This is a genomic window from Pseudomonas sp. GW821-FHT10C09, assembly GCF_059415465.1.
Genome location: NZ_JBWKNG010000025.1, coordinates 40,131 through 54,627 on the forward strand (window position 1 = coordinate 40,131; position 14,497 = coordinate 54,627).

Here is a 14,497-nt window from a genome sequence, read left to right on the forward strand (position 1 = left end):
AAAGCTCCTGGGCGTGAACGCGTTACTATACCCGGCCTATCCTGATTGTTGACCTCGGATATCTCTTTTACCGCTGGAGAAGTTTTTTATGTCCCTGCTGCCCTGGCGCGACATCGACACCGTTCTGCTGGACATGGACGGCACGCTGCTGGACCTGCATTACGACAACCATTTCTGGATGGAGCACTTGCCACAGCGTTACGCCGAGTTGCACGGGGTGAGCCGGGCCATGGCCGAGATGGAGTTGCAGCCGCTGTTCGAACGCAATGCCGGCCAGTTGCAGTGGTACTGCCTGGATTTCTGGAGCGCCGAATTGAAACTGCCGGTGCGCGAACTGAAGCTGGAAACCGCGCACTTGATCGCCTTGCGCCCGGATGCGGATACGTTTCTGGCGGCGATCAAACAGGCCGGCAAGCGGGTGGTGATGATCACCAATGCGCACCGCGATTCGCTGTCATTGAAGCTGGAAAGGATTGAACTGGCGCCGTATTTCGAGCGTTTGATCAGCTCGCATGATTACGGTTTTCCCAAGGAGAATCCGCAATTCTGGGAGGCGTTGCAGGCCGATATCGGCTTTGATCCGGCGCGCAGTCTGTTTATCGACGATACGTTGCCGATCCTGCGCAGTGCGCGCGCTTTTGGCGTAGCGCATCTGTTGGCGGTGAGTGAGCCGGACAGTCGCAAAGGGCCCAAGGACACGGCGGAGTTTGCGGCGGTGGGGGATTATCGGGAGCTGATTGCCGGGCTTTGATTCAAGATGCGGTCATTGTGGCGAGGGAGCTTGCTCCCGCTCGGCTGCGGAGCAGTCGCAAAGACTTTGGGGGCGCTTCGCGCCCCAGCGGGAGCAAGCTCCCTCGCCACAGGGATTACTCAGGAATCCGCAAGGTTTGTCCCGGATAGATCTTGTTCACATCCTTGAGCATTGGCTTGTTGGCCTCAAAGATTTTTTGATACTTGTTGGCGTCATGGTAAACGCGTAACGAAATCGCACTTAAAGTATCGCCCTTCTCAACAACGACGAATCTCGCGGCCACCGCCACCGGCCCGGTCACTGTGATCTGATCATCCACACTGCCCACGCCGGCAATATTGCCCACCGCCAACAGAATCTTTTCCTTCTCCTCCTGGCTGCCGACTTCCCCGGTCACGGTCACTTTGTCGCCATCCACCGTGGCCTGCACATTCGGGTTACCCAGGCCGACCTTGCTGATGTGTTCCTTCAACTGTTCGCTGGCATTGGCATTGCCGGGGGTCAGCAAATCGAGCAGTTTTTCGCCTGCTTCTTTCACAAAGCTCAAAAGACTCATGGTGCACTCTCCTTGGGTTTTGGGTTCCAGACGCAAAAGCCTAGACCAAGCTTGTAATCCCCGGTTCCAACCCGACCAATGACGTTGATCCGGCGCAAGCGCTAGAATCCCCTCCCTCACCGCGCCCTGGAGCGAAGATGGACATCAAGCAGCTGAAATTCCTCATCGCCCTCGACGAAACCCGGCACTTCGGTCAAGCCGCTGCGCGCTGCCACATCACCCAGCCGACCCTGTCCATGCGCCTGCGCAGCCTCGAAGAAGAACTTGATTTGCCACTGGTCAATCGCGGCCAGCGCTTTGAAGGTTTCACGGCACCGGGTGAACGGGTGCTGGCGTGGGCGCGCACGGTGCTGGCTGCTTACGACGGTTTGCAGGCTGAAGCCGCGGCGTGTCGCGGCAATCTGGTCGGTACGCTGCGGTTGGGCGTGGTGCCGCTGTCGAGTTTCGACCCACTGCCCTTGATGCAACGCCTGCATGCCGAACACCCGAACCTGCGTTTCGAACTCTCGGCCCTAAGCTCCGAGCAAATCCTCGAACAACTGGCGAACAACCGCCTCGACCTCGGCGTGTCCTACCTGGAACGCCTGGACGGCGAGCGTTTCGACTCGCTGGCCTTCAGCGAAACCCGCATGGGCCTGCTCTACGATCATCGTTTCTTCAGTTTCGGCGAAGCGCCGCTGACATGGGAATCGCTGATCGAGTTGCCCTTGGGCATGCTCACCAGCGGCATGCACTTTCGTCAGTCCATTGACCACAACTTCCACAGCCGCGGCCTGACGCCCCAACCCCTGTTGCAAACCGACGCCGTCCATCAATTGTTACAAGCGGTGCACGGCGGCCTCTGCTGCGCGGTGATGCCGTTGGATGGAGGCCTGGAAAACCTCACCGATCATTTGCGCCTGCAACCCATCGAAAAAGCCCAGACCCTCGCCCGGCTGGGGCTGATCATGCGTCGAAGCGCACCGCGTTCGGCCTTGGCGGAGGCCTGTTTCGCGATCTATCAGAAATCACCGACAGACTCTTGATCGACGTCATCTATCGGCAGATCAGTAATAGCGATTAGACGCGACCTATTGACGCGCCTAGGCTTAAGCCTGACCAATCCGTCGGTGATGCCATGAACGCCAAGCGCCCTTCCTGCGCGGCGCCAGCCCTTGAAACGCCCGCGCCAGACGCAAGCCAGACCTACAGCTATAGCGACCTCCAATACACCGAATCGGCCAGCACCGCGCTCGCCGAGGAAGTGGCGTTGGCGATCGCCTACAACGGCATCAGCCAGGCGGTGATGCTGGTGACGCCGACTGACCTTGAAGACTTCATCGTCGGTTTCAGCCTGGGCAGCGGCATCATCGAAGACGCCACCGACATCTATGACCTGCAACTCAGCGGCTCGGGGTCGGCGCAATACGCGCAAGTGACCATCGCCAATCGCGCCTTCTGGAACCTCAAGCAGCAACGTCGGCAACTGGCCGGCACCAGCGGTTGCGGGCTGTGTGGCGTGGAAGCGGTTGAACAGGCATTGCCCGACCTCAAGGTATTGCCGGGCGCGCCACTGCCGCCCGCCGAATGGCTCGATGGCCTGCGCCAGCGCATCGGCGCATTCCAGCCGCTCGGTCAGCACTGCGGTGCGGTGCATGCGGCGGTGTTCATGAACGGTCAGGGCGAGTTGCTGCTGGGCCGCGAAGACATCGGCCGCCATAACGCCCTCGACAAGCTGATTGGCGGGCTGATCCGCCAGAAGATCCCGACCACCGGCGGCCTGGCGATTGTCACCAGCCGTTGCAGCCTCGAATTGATCCAGAAAGTGTTGCGTGCAGGCATCCAGACCCTCGTCAGCCTGTCGTCGCCCACGGGCCTTGCCGTGCAATGGGCCCGACGTCACAACCTCAACCTCATCCATCTGCCCCAGAAGAATGCGCCGCGGGTCTACAGCCCGGCTTTGGAGAATCAAGCGTGAGTCAACACCGTCAAGCCGACCAGACACCTGTTCCTCGTTACAAGCCTTACAAAGGTCCGGCCGGTGGTTGGGGCGCGCTGGCCAGCGTTGCCCGGGCCTGGTTGACCAGCGACAACGCGCTGAAAAACCTGCGCATGATGCTCAAGACCAACAAGAACGGTGGGTTCGACTGCCCGGGTTGCGCCTGGGGCGACTCCAAGGAAGCCGGCATGGTGGCGTTCTGCGAGAACGGCGCCAAAGCGGTGAACTGGGAAGCGACCAAGCGCCGTGTCGATGGTGCGTTCTTCGCCCGGCACAGCGTCAGCTCGTTGCTGGAGCAAAGTGATTACTGGCTCGAGTACCAGGGCCGTTTGACCGAGCCGATGTGCTACGACGCCGAAACCGATCGCTACAAGCCGATCAGCTGGGAAGCCGCGTTCGCCTTGATCGCCAAGCATTTGCAAGGCCTGTCGAGCCCCAACCAGGCCGAGTTCTACACCTCGGGCCGCGCCAGCAACGAAGCGGCGTACCTCTATCAATTGTTCGTGCGCACTTACGGCACCAACAACTTCCCCGACTGCTCGAACATGTGCCACGAGGCCAGCGGTGTGGCATTGGCGCAGAGCGTTGGCGTTGGCAAAGGCACCGTGACCTTTGACGACTTCGAACATGCGGACGCGATTTTCGTCTGGGGCCAGAACCCCGGCACCAACCACCCGCGGATGCTCGAACCACTGCGCGAGGCGGTGAAACGCGGCGCGCAGGTGGTGTGTATCAACCCGCTGAAAGAGCGTGGCCTGGAACGCTTCCAGCACCCGCAACACCCGATCGAAATGCTCACCAACGGCGACAAGCCGACCAACACCGCGTACTTCCGTCCGGCATTGGGCGGCGACATGGCGATCATGCGTGGCATGGCGAAGTTCCTGCTGCAATGGGAACGCGATGCGCAGAAGGCCGATGAGCCTGCGGTGTTCGACCACGACTTCCTCAACGAACACAGCGCCAACGTGCTGGATTACCTGGCCGCCGTCGACGATACGCCGTGGGAACAGATCGTCGAGCAGTCCGGCCTGACCCTGGTGGAGATCGAGCAAGCGGCACGCATGTACGTCAAGGCCAAGAACGTCATCATGTGCTGGGCGATGGGGATTACCCAGCACCGCCATTCGGTGGCGACCATCCAGGAAATCGCCAACCTGATGCTGCTGCGCGGCAACATCGGCCGACCGGGTGCCGGTCTGTGCCCGGTGCGTGGCCACAGTAACGTGCAGGGCGACCGGACCATGGGCATCAACGAGCGTCCGCCGGTGGCGTTCCTCGATTCGCTGGAGCGCCGTTTCCAGTTCAAGGTGCCGCGTGACAATGGCCACAACGTGGTCGAAGCGATCCATGCCATGGCCGACGGTCGCTCCAAAGTGTTCATCGGCCTGGGTGGCAACTTCGCCCAAGCCACGCCGGACAGCTCGCGCACTTTCCAGGCGTTGAGCAATTGCGACCTGACCGTGCAGATCAGCACCAAGCTCAACCGCAGCCATTTGGCTCACGGTAAAGACGCGTTGATCCTGCCGTGCCTGGGCCGTACCGACATCGATATCCAGACCGAAGGCCCGCAAGCGGTGACCGTGGAAGACTCGTTCAGCATGGTCCACGCCTCCAACGGCCAGCTGCAGGCGCTGTCGAACCAGATGCGCTCGGAGCCGTCGATCATTGCCGGCATCGCCGCCGCCACGCTGGGCAGCAAACCAGTGGACTGGAACTGGCTGGTGGCCGATTACAACCGCATCCGCGATCTGATTGCCGACACGATCCCGGGCTTCCGGGACTTCAACGAAAAGGTCAAGAATCCGGGCGGTTTCTACCTCGGCAACAGCGCCGGTTCGCGTAAGTGGAATACTGCGTCGGGCCGTGCGAATTTCCGTGCGAACGTCTTGCCCAAAGACCTGGTGCACGAACGCACCCGCGCGACGGGCGTGCTGCCCGATCTGATCATGCAGTCGATGCGTTCCCATGATCAGTACAACACCACGATTTATGGTCTTGATGACCGTTACCGCGGGGTGAAAGGCCAGCGCGATGTGTTGTTTGTGAACGAAGCCGACATCATTCGCCTGGGTTTCAAACCGGGGCAGAAGGCCGACATTGTTTCGATCTGGGATGACGGGCGTGAGCGCCGCGTGAAGGGCTTCACGCTGTTGGCGTTTGATATTCCGGCGGGGCAAGCGGCGGCTTACTATCCGGAAGTGAATCCGCTGGTGCCGCTGGAAAGCATCGGGGATGGCAGCCATACGCCGACGTCGAAGTTTGTGGCGATCCGGTTGGAAATGGCGAGTGAGACTGGGTTGATATTGGCCAAATCGGCTTAACGCAGCGTCTGATCTGGCCCCATCGCGAGCAGGCTCGCTCCCACAATGGATCTGTGTTGAATACAAGATCCCTGTAGGAGCGAGCCTGCTCGCGATGGCGATAGGTCATTTGGCGAATTTCTCGGATCAACCACTTTCCAATCGCCCACAAAAAAGGCCGTTTCTATAAAGAAACGGCCTATCCGAAGTAACTAAAGACCGGCGAAAAACAGTTAAGTTCCGTCTAAAAAACAGTAACTTATAGAAATGTGCTGAAGTCGTGTTACTCGTCGGATTTCGATTGTCACCACCCTGACACAGCCTCAGGATCGCGCCGTCATCCCCTTGAGGTTCCTCCATGAAGTTCTCCTCGATTCTCTTGTTGTCCCTTGGCTTGTTCAGTGGCCTTGCTTCTGCTGGCGGCACCACCGAAGCAGGTGTGGGCGGCGCATTGGGCGGGGTTCTTGGCTCGGTCGTCGGTCAATCGCTGGGCGGCAATACAGGTTCCACCATCGGCGCGGCCCTGGGCGGCGCGGGTGGTAGCGCAGTTGGCGCAAACAAACACAGCCGCGGCGAAGCCGCCATCGGTGGTGCTCTGGGCGCAGCAGGCGGTAACGTGGTCGGCCGCAGCATGGGCGGCACCACCGGCAGCCTGATCGGCTCCGCAGCAGGCGGCGGCGCCGGTGGCGCGCTGGGTAACTACATGGGCAACAAGAGCAATGATGACGACGATGATCATCGCTCCTATCGTGGCCATGGCGATGATCGTCGCTACTACCGTGACCGCCACCCTGGCCGCGGTCATGCCTACGGGCATCGCAAGCATCACAAGTATTACCGCGACTAAGGCTTCAATCGCCTCGTTGACCGGTACATAAAAAATCGCAGCCCTTGGGCTGCGATTTTTTTTGCCTTGGTTACACCACCAGGCGCTCCAGCGCCCCACGCAACCCGGCAGGAATCGGCACCGGCTGATTCGAAGCACGATCGACAAACACATGCACAAAGCGCCCGGCCGCGCAGGCATCGTCGTCCCCGTGCTTGAACACCGCCAATTCGTATTGCACTGAACTGTTGCCGAGCTTGCCGACCCGTAGGCCGATCTCGATCCGGTCCGGAAAGGCGATGGACGCAAAGTAATCGCACGCCGAACTCACGACAAAACCCACCACTTCGCCGTCATGGATATCCAGGCCACCCACTTCGATCAAGTAAGTGTTCACCGCCGTGTCGAAGAAGCTGTAGTAGGTGACGTTGTTGACGTGACCGTAAGCATCGTTGTCGTGCCAGCGCGTGGTGATGGGCTGGAAGTGTGGGTAGTCGGTGCGTTGGTTCATGCGCAGCTCTCGTCTGGAAGTGGCTGAAGTCTACCGGTCTGCAAAGCCTTTACCCATCGCAGCCAACTCGCCGATCAGGCGTGCCGGTTTCCAGTGGTCGCCCTGCCGGGTTTCCAGGGCCATCAAGCGCTGGTGGATGTCTGCCAGGCCTTGCTGATCCGCCCAGGCCATTGGCCCGCCCTTGGCCGCCGGGAAGCCGTAGCCGTTGAGGTACACCAGATCGATATCGTGAGCGGACTGCGCAATGCCTTCCTGAAGGATCTTCGCCCCTTCGTTGACCAGTGCCAGCAAGCAACGCTCAAGAACCTCCTCAGCGCTGATCTCACGACGCTGGAAGCCCAATCCTTCGCTGACCTGCAGCACCAGCGCATCGACTTCCACATCGTGCTCGGCCTGACGGCTGCCGGGCTCGTAGTGGTAATAACCGTTGCCACTCTTCTGACCGAAACGCCCGAGCTCGCAGAGCCGGTTATCCACTCGAACCTCCGGTGCATCCTGCCCTGTGCCCGACAGTTCCCGAGCGCGCCACCCGAGGTCGACGCCCACCACGTCGTACATACGGAACGGCCCCATGGCGAAACCGAAACCTTGCAGCGCGGCATCCACCTGATAGGGATAAGCGCCCTCCAGCAGCATCTTGCGCGCTTCGAGCACGTAGGTATTGAGCATGCGGTTGCCGATAAAACCGTCGCAGTTGCCCGCCACCACGCTCACCTTGCCCATGCGCTTGCCCAGTGCCAGCGCTGCATCAAGCACCGCCGGCGCAGTCTGGGCGCCACGGACCACCTCCAGCAGTTTCATGATGTGGGCCGGACTGAAGAAGTGCAGGCCCAGCACTTGCTGCGGACGGCGAGTGGCGGCGGCGATGGCGTCGATATCCAGCGCCGACGTGTTACTGGCCAGAATCGCTTCGGGTTTGAGCAGGCCGTCCAGCTCGCGGAAGATTTTCTGTTTCAGTTCGAGGTTTTCGTATACCGCTTCGATCACCAGATCGACCTCGCGGATCGCTGCGTAATCCGCCACTGCGGTCACTCGCGCAGTACGCGCATCGGCCTCAGCCTGATCGATACGCCCTTGTCGCACATTATGTGCGTTGGTTTCGGCCACCGTGGCCAGCGCCTGTTCAAGCATCTGCGGATTGTTATCCACCCACTGTACCGGCACCCCGGCGTTGGCCAGGCACATGACAATGCCACGGCCCATGGTGCCCGCCCCGATGACGGCGGCGCGCTGAATATTGAATGGCGTCTGGCTCATGATTTGCTCTCTTGTTGGCGATCCAAAGACAGCCCCCACCATAGTCAGCCATCGTAGTTTTTTGAAATTTATTCCTGTGATGAGCAACATTCAGCGGATGGATGTGGCCGCAAGATCACCGCAAATTCCTGTGGGAGCGGTTCAGCCCGAGAGATGTTGCTCTGCCCATTCCCGCACTTGGGCATACGGATAGTTTTCCAGCGCCGCGAACCCTGAAACAGCCCGCGCCTTCATCTTGGTAAACAGCGGCACGCTGATCCCGCACAGGAAACGCGTCACCCGTTCAGCAGATGGAACGTTGCCAGTGTGTTGCTCATGCCTGTGGATAAAGTCAGCGCACAGCGCTTCAAAATTTTTATCCACAAGCGTCGGCAATTCAGGCGGCGCAGGCAACCGCGCCACATGCCCGTGACACACCGAGCAATGCCCACATTGCCGAGGCGCATTTTCGTCGCCGAAATACTCGGCCAGGCGGTAGCCCAGGCAGCGGTCAGTGGCGAACAGATCCAACATGGCGTGAATCCGCGCGATCTCGGTACGCTCATGTTGTGTGAAATAAGCGTGCAGTTCGGCACTCAAGGCCTGACTGTCAAAACTCGTTTGCAGCAAGCTGTACACCTCGGTCATCTGCTTGCTCTCAAGCTCGACCCAACCCTTCTCCTGGAAATAATCCAGCGCCTTGACCACCCGATTGCGCTCGGCCTGATGCTGCTCGTACAGCGCATCGAAATTCACCGTGGCCCAGGTTCGTGCGCGGCTGGAGGTCTGGATGATCGCGGCGACGAATTCCTTGCGCTCACCCTCGAACCGCGCAAGCAAGGCGTCCGGCTCTTGCAAATACTTGAACCGGTATTCGGCGTAGTAGGCGTAACGCGGGGCGATCAAGCCGCGAAGCTCCAGTTGAACCAGCAAGGTCTTGAGTGGCAACTGGCGAATGTTGCTTTGATCGGCTAACGGCCCCAACAAGAACTCCCACTGCCCCTCAGGCGCGGCGGCGAGCATTTCATCGAGCACACAGCGGATCCCGTCCTGCTCAGGTGTGTCGCCGTAGACAAAGTTTTCCAGCACGTTGAGGCTGTCGCGGTTGGCCAATACCAGGCAGTCGGATGGCTGCCCGTCACGCCCGGCGCGGCCGATTTCCTGGCTGTAGTTTTCAATGGATTTGGGCAGGTCGAAATGCACCACGTTGCGGATGTCGCTTTTATCGATCCCCATGCCAAACGCGATGGTGGCGACAATGCAATTGGACTGTCCGGCCATGAACCGCTTCTGTATGCCTTCACGTTGATCGTGAGGTAAACCGGCGTGATAGGCCTCCGCTTGAATACCGTTGCGCCCTAAGTGTTCGGCGATGTGTTCAGCGGTTTTTTGCAGGGTGACGTAGACGATGCTTGGCTGATTGGGGCGTTCGCTCATCCATTCGACCAGACGTCGGCGTTTGTCCTGACCGCGAACGGGCTCGACCAACAAATTGAGGTTTGGCCGGTAGAAACCCGTGGTCACCACGTCTTCCGGGGCGATGGCGAATTTGGCCTGCATGTCGGCGATCACCTTGGGCGTCGCAGTCGCGGTCAGCAGCAGTGCCTGCGGGATATTGAACTGACGCTGGTAGTCGGGCAGCTTGAGGTAATCGGGGCGAAAGTTGTGGCCCCACTCCGAGATGCAGTGCGCCTCGTCCACCACCAGCAGCGAGATGGGGACTTGCTGCAGGAAGTTGCGGAAGCGCTCGTTCTTCAGCCGCTCCACGGAAATCATCAAGATCTTCAACTCACCGGACTTGGCCCGAGCCATCACATCGCTGGCGTCATCGCGACTCTGCGCCGAATCGATACTGCCCGCCGCAATGCCGTGGCGTTGCAGGAACGCCAGTTGATCCTGCATCAACGCCAGCAACGGAGAAACCACCAGCGTGAGGTGCGGCAGCAACAGGGCCGGCAGCTGATAGCAAAGAGACTTGCCTGAACCGGTGGGAAAAATCGCCGCTGCCGAGCGCCCGGCCAACACCGCGCTGACTGCCGCCTCCTGGCCGGGTCGAAACTGTGGATAACCGAAAACCTGTTCCAGGGTGTTGTGCATAAGCTGTCACTCCGTTGACCGCTGCGAAGCCCAAAGCCTAGCCGGCAAACGCAGCGAGTCGAGAAAAGGTCGGGACCAAAACGATACGGGATGATACAGCGTCGCCCTATGGGGCTTGGCCACAGAATGAAACAAACGAAACACTTTGTTCCTCGCAGTGCCATTCAGTCTGACGGTAAGGTCTTTCTCGCAAAACAACCGTCCGCGCACTTCACATCACGGCAGGACGCCTGATGGGCGCGGCATTTGAACAAGGAATGACCATGCTCCAAAAATCGATTGTTGCTGTTGCGCTGATCCTGACGTCCCTGCTGCTGAGTGCCTGCGATGGACCACTGACGGAGCCACCGTTACTCGCTACGTGCGACACCCTGGAGTGTTCGACCCAACAGGCTTGGCGAACTTCCTGACAACTGCGGGTCAAGTGTCCCGGCTCTTGCTCGCCCACACAGCTTAAGCCGGGCTGATTCCCCGTAAGCGCACAGTCGTTTTCGAAACGTCCTACAGATTCTGAAGCAACCTCTTCCGAGGTTTGAAGCGCTGTGCCTGACGATCCCGTAGGAAATTCGCCTCCCAAGGGTATTGCTGAAAAAAACCTCGGGCCGCACGTAGGCAAAAGGCGACAACAGCAGTAAATCCCCTACAAACCCTGTCCATTTGCGCGGTATTGCGAGGCTTCGATGCAGGCCCCTATAGTTTGCCGCGCCGCTGAAAACAGGACGGACCTCATGCAAGATCGCTATCGCCCACTCAAAACCAGTTACAGCGAAACTCCCGTGTTGGTCATTGATACCGCTGCCAGTACCGGCGCGATCCTTGACGCCGCGCAACAACGCTTGCGCGCGGCCAGTGACTTGCTCGAAACGCTTTATTGCCTGTGCTTCAAACAGGCGGATGTAAAAGATATTCCCAACATAGTAAATGCGCTGTATTTATTAACACAGGACGGCTGTGAACTTCTCGATATTGCCAGACAAAGAACACCACCCTCACAAACATAGAAACAATCCATCACTTTCAATATTTAAACGACCGACACTAACCTGCCCGCTCTTTAATCAAACAAGAGCACAACAATGACCACTTTAACTATTTTCTTTTGCGGAACCGGCTCGACTAAATTTGACAGTAAAAATCCAACTTACTGGAACGGCGAACTGGTTTCGACCCTGGCTTCCCTGCACGGTGGGCGAGAGTTTGCCGAATGGATCGTGATCGATGGCCCCGGCACCAGTAACCTGCAAGCGGATGAACTGTTCACCCAGTCCAAAGACTACGGCCTCAGCGGCACCTTGTTCGGAAAAGGCTGGGAGGAGAACGTCAAACACGCCGTCAATGTCATCAAAGGCAAATGTGACTGGCAGCGGGAACAATTGACCGAGACCGAATACAACCGCCTCAAAGCTGCCGGTATTCCGATTGAAGATGTGAAAGTCGAAGGTTCCTGGCTATGGCGTAAATATAATTATGGCGAACGCAGCGTGACCCAACAAAAATTACAGGAACAAATCATCAAGACCTTCCGCAAAGACGGCATTATCCCCACCAAAGTTAATTTGGTCGGTTGGAGCCGTGGAGGCATAAGTTGCCATATGCTGGCCAACGCCATGTTTAAAGATGCGGCATTAAAAAACATTCCCGTCAGTATCTTTGCGATTGATCCCGTACCCGGCATCAGTAACTTTCAGGAAGACAGAGTAAAACTCAATGCCAATGTAAAGGAGTATGTCGGCTTCTACGCCCGCGACGAGCGCTCCAAAGGCTTCAGCTGTGTCATCCCGCAAACGGCCACCGGCACCCGAACCCACATTTACCCCCTGCCCGGCCGCCATGGCACGCTGGTCGGCAATGCCTCAGCCGATGGTGTCAGCGGCCCCAAAACCCTGGCCGAGCCTGGCCTGATCGTCCGCCACTTTGCCGAAGTGTGCTTGAAGCGCTGGGGCGTACCGCTGAACAAAACCCTCAACCTGACCCCGGCCGACCTGCAAAACCATCACAACACCATGACCCGCGACGCCGCAAAATACAAAGCCATGGAAAAGTACTCGTACACCTACTTCACCGAACTGGACCAGGGCGAGCGGTATGTTTCGCTGGGCAGTAACGGGGTGAAGTTCTCGGCGGTGCGGGGCACGATCTACGCGCCGGCGACCGGGTTGAACACTGGCTTGGCGGATGTGGATTCCTATCGGCATATTCGTTGAAGTGAGGGGCGCCGGATCGAGAAAACGAGAGAAATTGTGTCGCGGAAAATTCCTATAGAAAGGGACTAGCCGAGGTTCGGCCGGTTCCTACAGGTCTGGACTCTTTGTCGTCTATCGCTGGTTGGTGGCTCGACCTATAGTCGTGACCGTCGCTGCAAAATCAGCGACTCGGGCTTGGTCACCCGACAAAGAGAGCTCACATTACCCATTACATATAGGTGTTCATCAGTGACAACGTTAAATCCTCTTTTTGATCGCTACCGCCCCCTGCAAACCAACCTCACCGATACCCCGCCCCTGATCATCGACACAGAGGCCAACCCCCAGGACATCCTCGAAGCTGCCATGCAGCGCATCCGCGCATCCAGCGACCTGCTTAAAACCCTGCACTGCATTTGCTTCAAACACGGTGACGTCGAAGACATCCCCCACATTACCCACGCACTTTACCTGCTGACCCAGGACGGCTTCGACCTGATGCAAGTCGCCCAGCAACGCATGATGGGCTGGAAAGCACCAGCCTGATGCTGCGTGAAGATCGTTCCGCGTCCGGCTCTTGGGACGCAGAGCGTCCCGGGCTGCATTCCCACGCGGAGCGTGGGAACGATCAAATGCCCCTAAATATCCGGTATTAGTCATTATCATGAACCATGCGGAATCGGATATTTTTCAATAAACAAAAGCGTCAGAGCTACACGCCTAAAGCTCCAAAGCATCAAGAATACCGACCAATTGGCTAGGTCGTTTGAGCTACACTTGAACCTTGCATCGAGAGGCAGATGTCATGAGCGAACTGACGTTTCAGCAAAAACAGGATTATTACGAAAAAGTCCGCCGGTCAAATTACCTGGCGAGCTTACGTCTTGAAGGCTTCGATACCACGCGTTCCGAAGCTGAAAAACCGCTCCCTTCACGGGAATCGGTTCTTAGTAAATATCGTCAGAATCCACGCTGATGATCGATAAATACGGGGTCGGCCAAGACCCCTATTGTTACCCCGACAGCGGGGTACTGCGTAATCTGCTCCATATCCAAGATGAAGAAATCCTACACAAAGCTGAGCGAGAACTTTCAGAAATCGCCGTCAGCAATTTACCTCTCCTCCCCCCGCCATACGACCTCAATCTCCTACAGCATGTTCATAAGACCCTTTTTGGAGACGTCTATGAATGGGCTGGATTGCTGAGAACCGTGAACATTCAGAAGGGCGAGACGCTTTTTTGTACGGCAGAACGAATCATCCCGGAAGCTGAAAAAATCTTTCGTGTCATGGAACGTGCGGCCTGGTTCGCAGGCATCGGTAAAGCTGAATTAGTCGTAAAGATTGCCGAAGCCTATGGTGACCTCAACGTTATTCATCCTTTTCGAGAAGGAAACGGCCGAGCTCAACGCATTTTATTTGAACAGATAATCATCAATGCAGGATTTGCTGTCGATTGGTGGCTTATCAAAGATGCCGCTTGGATACCCGCGAATATAGACGCAGTAATGTGCGACTACAGTGGTTTGAAAGCGATTTTTGAGCGATGCATCGGTGACCCTTTGGACAGGTCATTGCCGCGGATTTAAACGATCTCACCCTCTAGATCCACCCTTCCCCCAAAGTCAGCCCCCCAATAAGATCCGCGTAAGCCCAACCAGACACCTGAGCAATGAACCTCGCCCCCAACTTCCCCGACGACCACACCATGCACTTGCTCATGCAGTTGCTGCATGAAGAACTCGGTCTGCCCGAACGCAAAACCATCAGCCTGACCACCTCGATCAATTTCGACCTGGGTTGCGACGGTGCCGATGCGCAGCATTTGATGGAAGCGCTGGAAGAGCAGTTCAGGGTCGATTTGGTGGACTACGACGCCTATCGCTACTTTCAGCCCGACGGCTTTGACGTTTCCCTCAAGCGCCGCGCGAAGGGTCGTGGCGACAAGCTCCCACTGACCATTGGCATGCTCTACCAAACTATCAAGACACAACGGTGGGACACGGAGAAACTGGAAGGCATCTAGCCAACCCTATAAGTGCCATTCTTCTGGTC

16 protein-coding genes are annotated in these 14,497 nt (G+C 57.9%); 12 read left to right on the forward strand and 4 right to left on the reverse strand.

The genetic code is table 11. The annotated features are described in order from the left end of the window. Positions 1–88: 88 nt before the first annotated feature. Complete coding sequence (gene yrfG / locus AC07N8_RS23695) at positions 89–751, forward strand: GMP/IMP nucleotidase (RefSeq protein WP_493145977.1); 663 nt, start codon at positions 89–91, stop codon at positions 749–751. A gap of 115 nt (positions 752–866) precedes the next feature. Here yrfG and lysM read toward each other — a convergent pair whose 3' ends face one another. Further along, on the reverse strand, positions 867–1,307 hold the full coding sequence (lysM, locus tag AC07N8_RS23700) for a peptidoglycan-binding protein LysM (RefSeq protein WP_027922218.1): 441 nt from the start codon (positions 1,305–1,307) through the stop codon (positions 867–869). Between the two features lie 137 nt (positions 1,308–1,444). On the opposite strand from lysM, the gene AC07N8_RS23705 reads away from it, so the two are divergent. From AC07N8_RS23705 to AC07N8_RS23720, 4 genes are all read left to right on the forward strand, one after another. Continuing rightward, positions 1,445–2,332 carry a LysR family transcriptional regulator gene (locus tag AC07N8_RS23705; protein ID WP_123435391.1) on the forward strand — a complete coding sequence of 296 codons (888 nt, stop codon included), beginning with the start codon at positions 1,445–1,447 and terminating at the stop codon, positions 2,330–2,332. Between the two features lie 92 nt (positions 2,333–2,424). Continuing rightward, the gene (gene fdhD, locus AC07N8_RS23710; protein WP_027922220.1) at positions 2,425–3,264 is read left to right on the forward strand and encodes a formate dehydrogenase accessory sulfurtransferase FdhD; all 840 of its coding nucleotides are present in this window, start codon (positions 2,425–2,427) and stop codon (positions 3,262–3,264) included. Further along, entirely contained in the window at positions 3,261–5,609 is a 2,349-nt protein-coding gene (locus AC07N8_RS23715) for an FdhF/YdeP family oxidoreductase (RefSeq protein ID WP_493145976.1), read from the forward strand. The genes fdhD and AC07N8_RS23715 overlap by 4 nt, the downstream gene beginning before the upstream one ends. A gap of 337 nt (positions 5,610–5,946) precedes the next feature. Further along, positions 5,947–6,435, forward strand: coding sequence for a glycine zipper domain-containing protein (locus AC07N8_RS23720; RefSeq protein WP_483840918.1), 489 nt, complete (start codon positions 5,947–5,949; stop codon positions 6,433–6,435). A 70-nt stretch (positions 6,436–6,505) separates the two neighbouring features. Here AC07N8_RS23720 and AC07N8_RS23725 read toward each other — a convergent pair whose 3' ends face one another. The 3 genes from AC07N8_RS23725 to AC07N8_RS23735 all read right to left on the reverse strand — a co-directional run bounded on the left by AC07N8_RS23725 (position 6,506) and on the right by AC07N8_RS23735 (position 10,258). Beyond that, on the reverse strand, positions 6,506–6,925 hold the full coding sequence (locus AC07N8_RS23725) for an acyl-CoA thioesterase (RefSeq protein ID WP_483840917.1): 420 nt from the start codon (positions 6,923–6,925) through the stop codon (positions 6,506–6,508). Positions 6,926–6,955: 30 nt separating this feature from the next. Beyond that, positions 6,956–8,182, reverse strand: a complete 1,227-nt coding sequence (locus AC07N8_RS23730) for a 3-hydroxyacyl-CoA dehydrogenase (protein ID WP_493145975.1) — start codon at positions 8,180–8,182, stop codon at positions 6,956–6,958. A gap of 141 nt (positions 8,183–8,323) precedes the next feature. Continuing rightward, on the reverse strand, positions 8,324–10,258 hold the full coding sequence (locus tag AC07N8_RS23735) for a RecQ family ATP-dependent DNA helicase (RefSeq protein ID WP_493145974.1): 1,935 nt from the start codon (positions 10,256–10,258) through the stop codon (positions 8,324–8,326). A 263-nt stretch (positions 10,259–10,521) separates the two neighbouring features. Between AC07N8_RS23735 and AC07N8_RS23740 the strand changes: the two genes are divergently transcribed. The 7 genes from AC07N8_RS23740 (at position 10,522) to AC07N8_RS23770 (ending at position 14,468) form a co-directional block, all read left to right on the forward strand. Continuing rightward, on the forward strand, positions 10,522–10,668 hold the full coding sequence (locus AC07N8_RS23740) for a hypothetical protein (protein WP_483840914.1): 147 nt from the start codon (positions 10,522–10,524) through the stop codon (positions 10,666–10,668). Positions 10,669–10,986: 318 nt separating this feature from the next. Further along, on the forward strand, positions 10,987–11,259 hold the full coding sequence (locus tag AC07N8_RS23745; RefSeq protein ID WP_483840913.1) for a hypothetical protein: 273 nt from the start codon (positions 10,987–10,989) through the stop codon (positions 11,257–11,259). 75 nt (positions 11,260–11,334) lie between these two features. Then, on the forward strand, positions 11,335–12,462 hold the full coding sequence (locus tag AC07N8_RS23750; RefSeq protein WP_483840912.1) for a hypothetical protein: 1,128 nt from the start codon (positions 11,335–11,337) through the stop codon (positions 12,460–12,462). A gap of 228 nt (positions 12,463–12,690) precedes the next feature. Further along, positions 12,691–12,987, forward strand: coding sequence for a hypothetical protein (locus AC07N8_RS23755; protein ID WP_483840911.1), 297 nt, complete (start codon positions 12,691–12,693; stop codon positions 12,985–12,987). A gap of 259 nt (positions 12,988–13,246) precedes the next feature. Then, the gene (locus AC07N8_RS23760) at positions 13,247–13,417 is read left to right on the forward strand and encodes a YhfG family protein (protein ID WP_493145973.1); all 171 of its coding nucleotides are present in this window, start codon (positions 13,247–13,249) and stop codon (positions 13,415–13,417) included. Continuing rightward, the gene (locus AC07N8_RS23765; protein WP_493145972.1) at positions 13,417–14,031 is read left to right on the forward strand and encodes a Fic/DOC family protein; all 615 of its coding nucleotides are present in this window, start codon (positions 13,417–13,419) and stop codon (positions 14,029–14,031) included. The genes AC07N8_RS23760 and AC07N8_RS23765 overlap by 1 nt, the downstream gene beginning before the upstream one ends. Before the next feature lie 83 nt (positions 14,032–14,114). After that, on the forward strand, positions 14,115–14,468 hold the full coding sequence (locus tag AC07N8_RS23770; protein ID WP_493145971.1) for a DUF1493 family protein: 354 nt from the start codon (positions 14,115–14,117) through the stop codon (positions 14,466–14,468). Positions 14,469–14,497 lie beyond the last annotated feature (29 nt).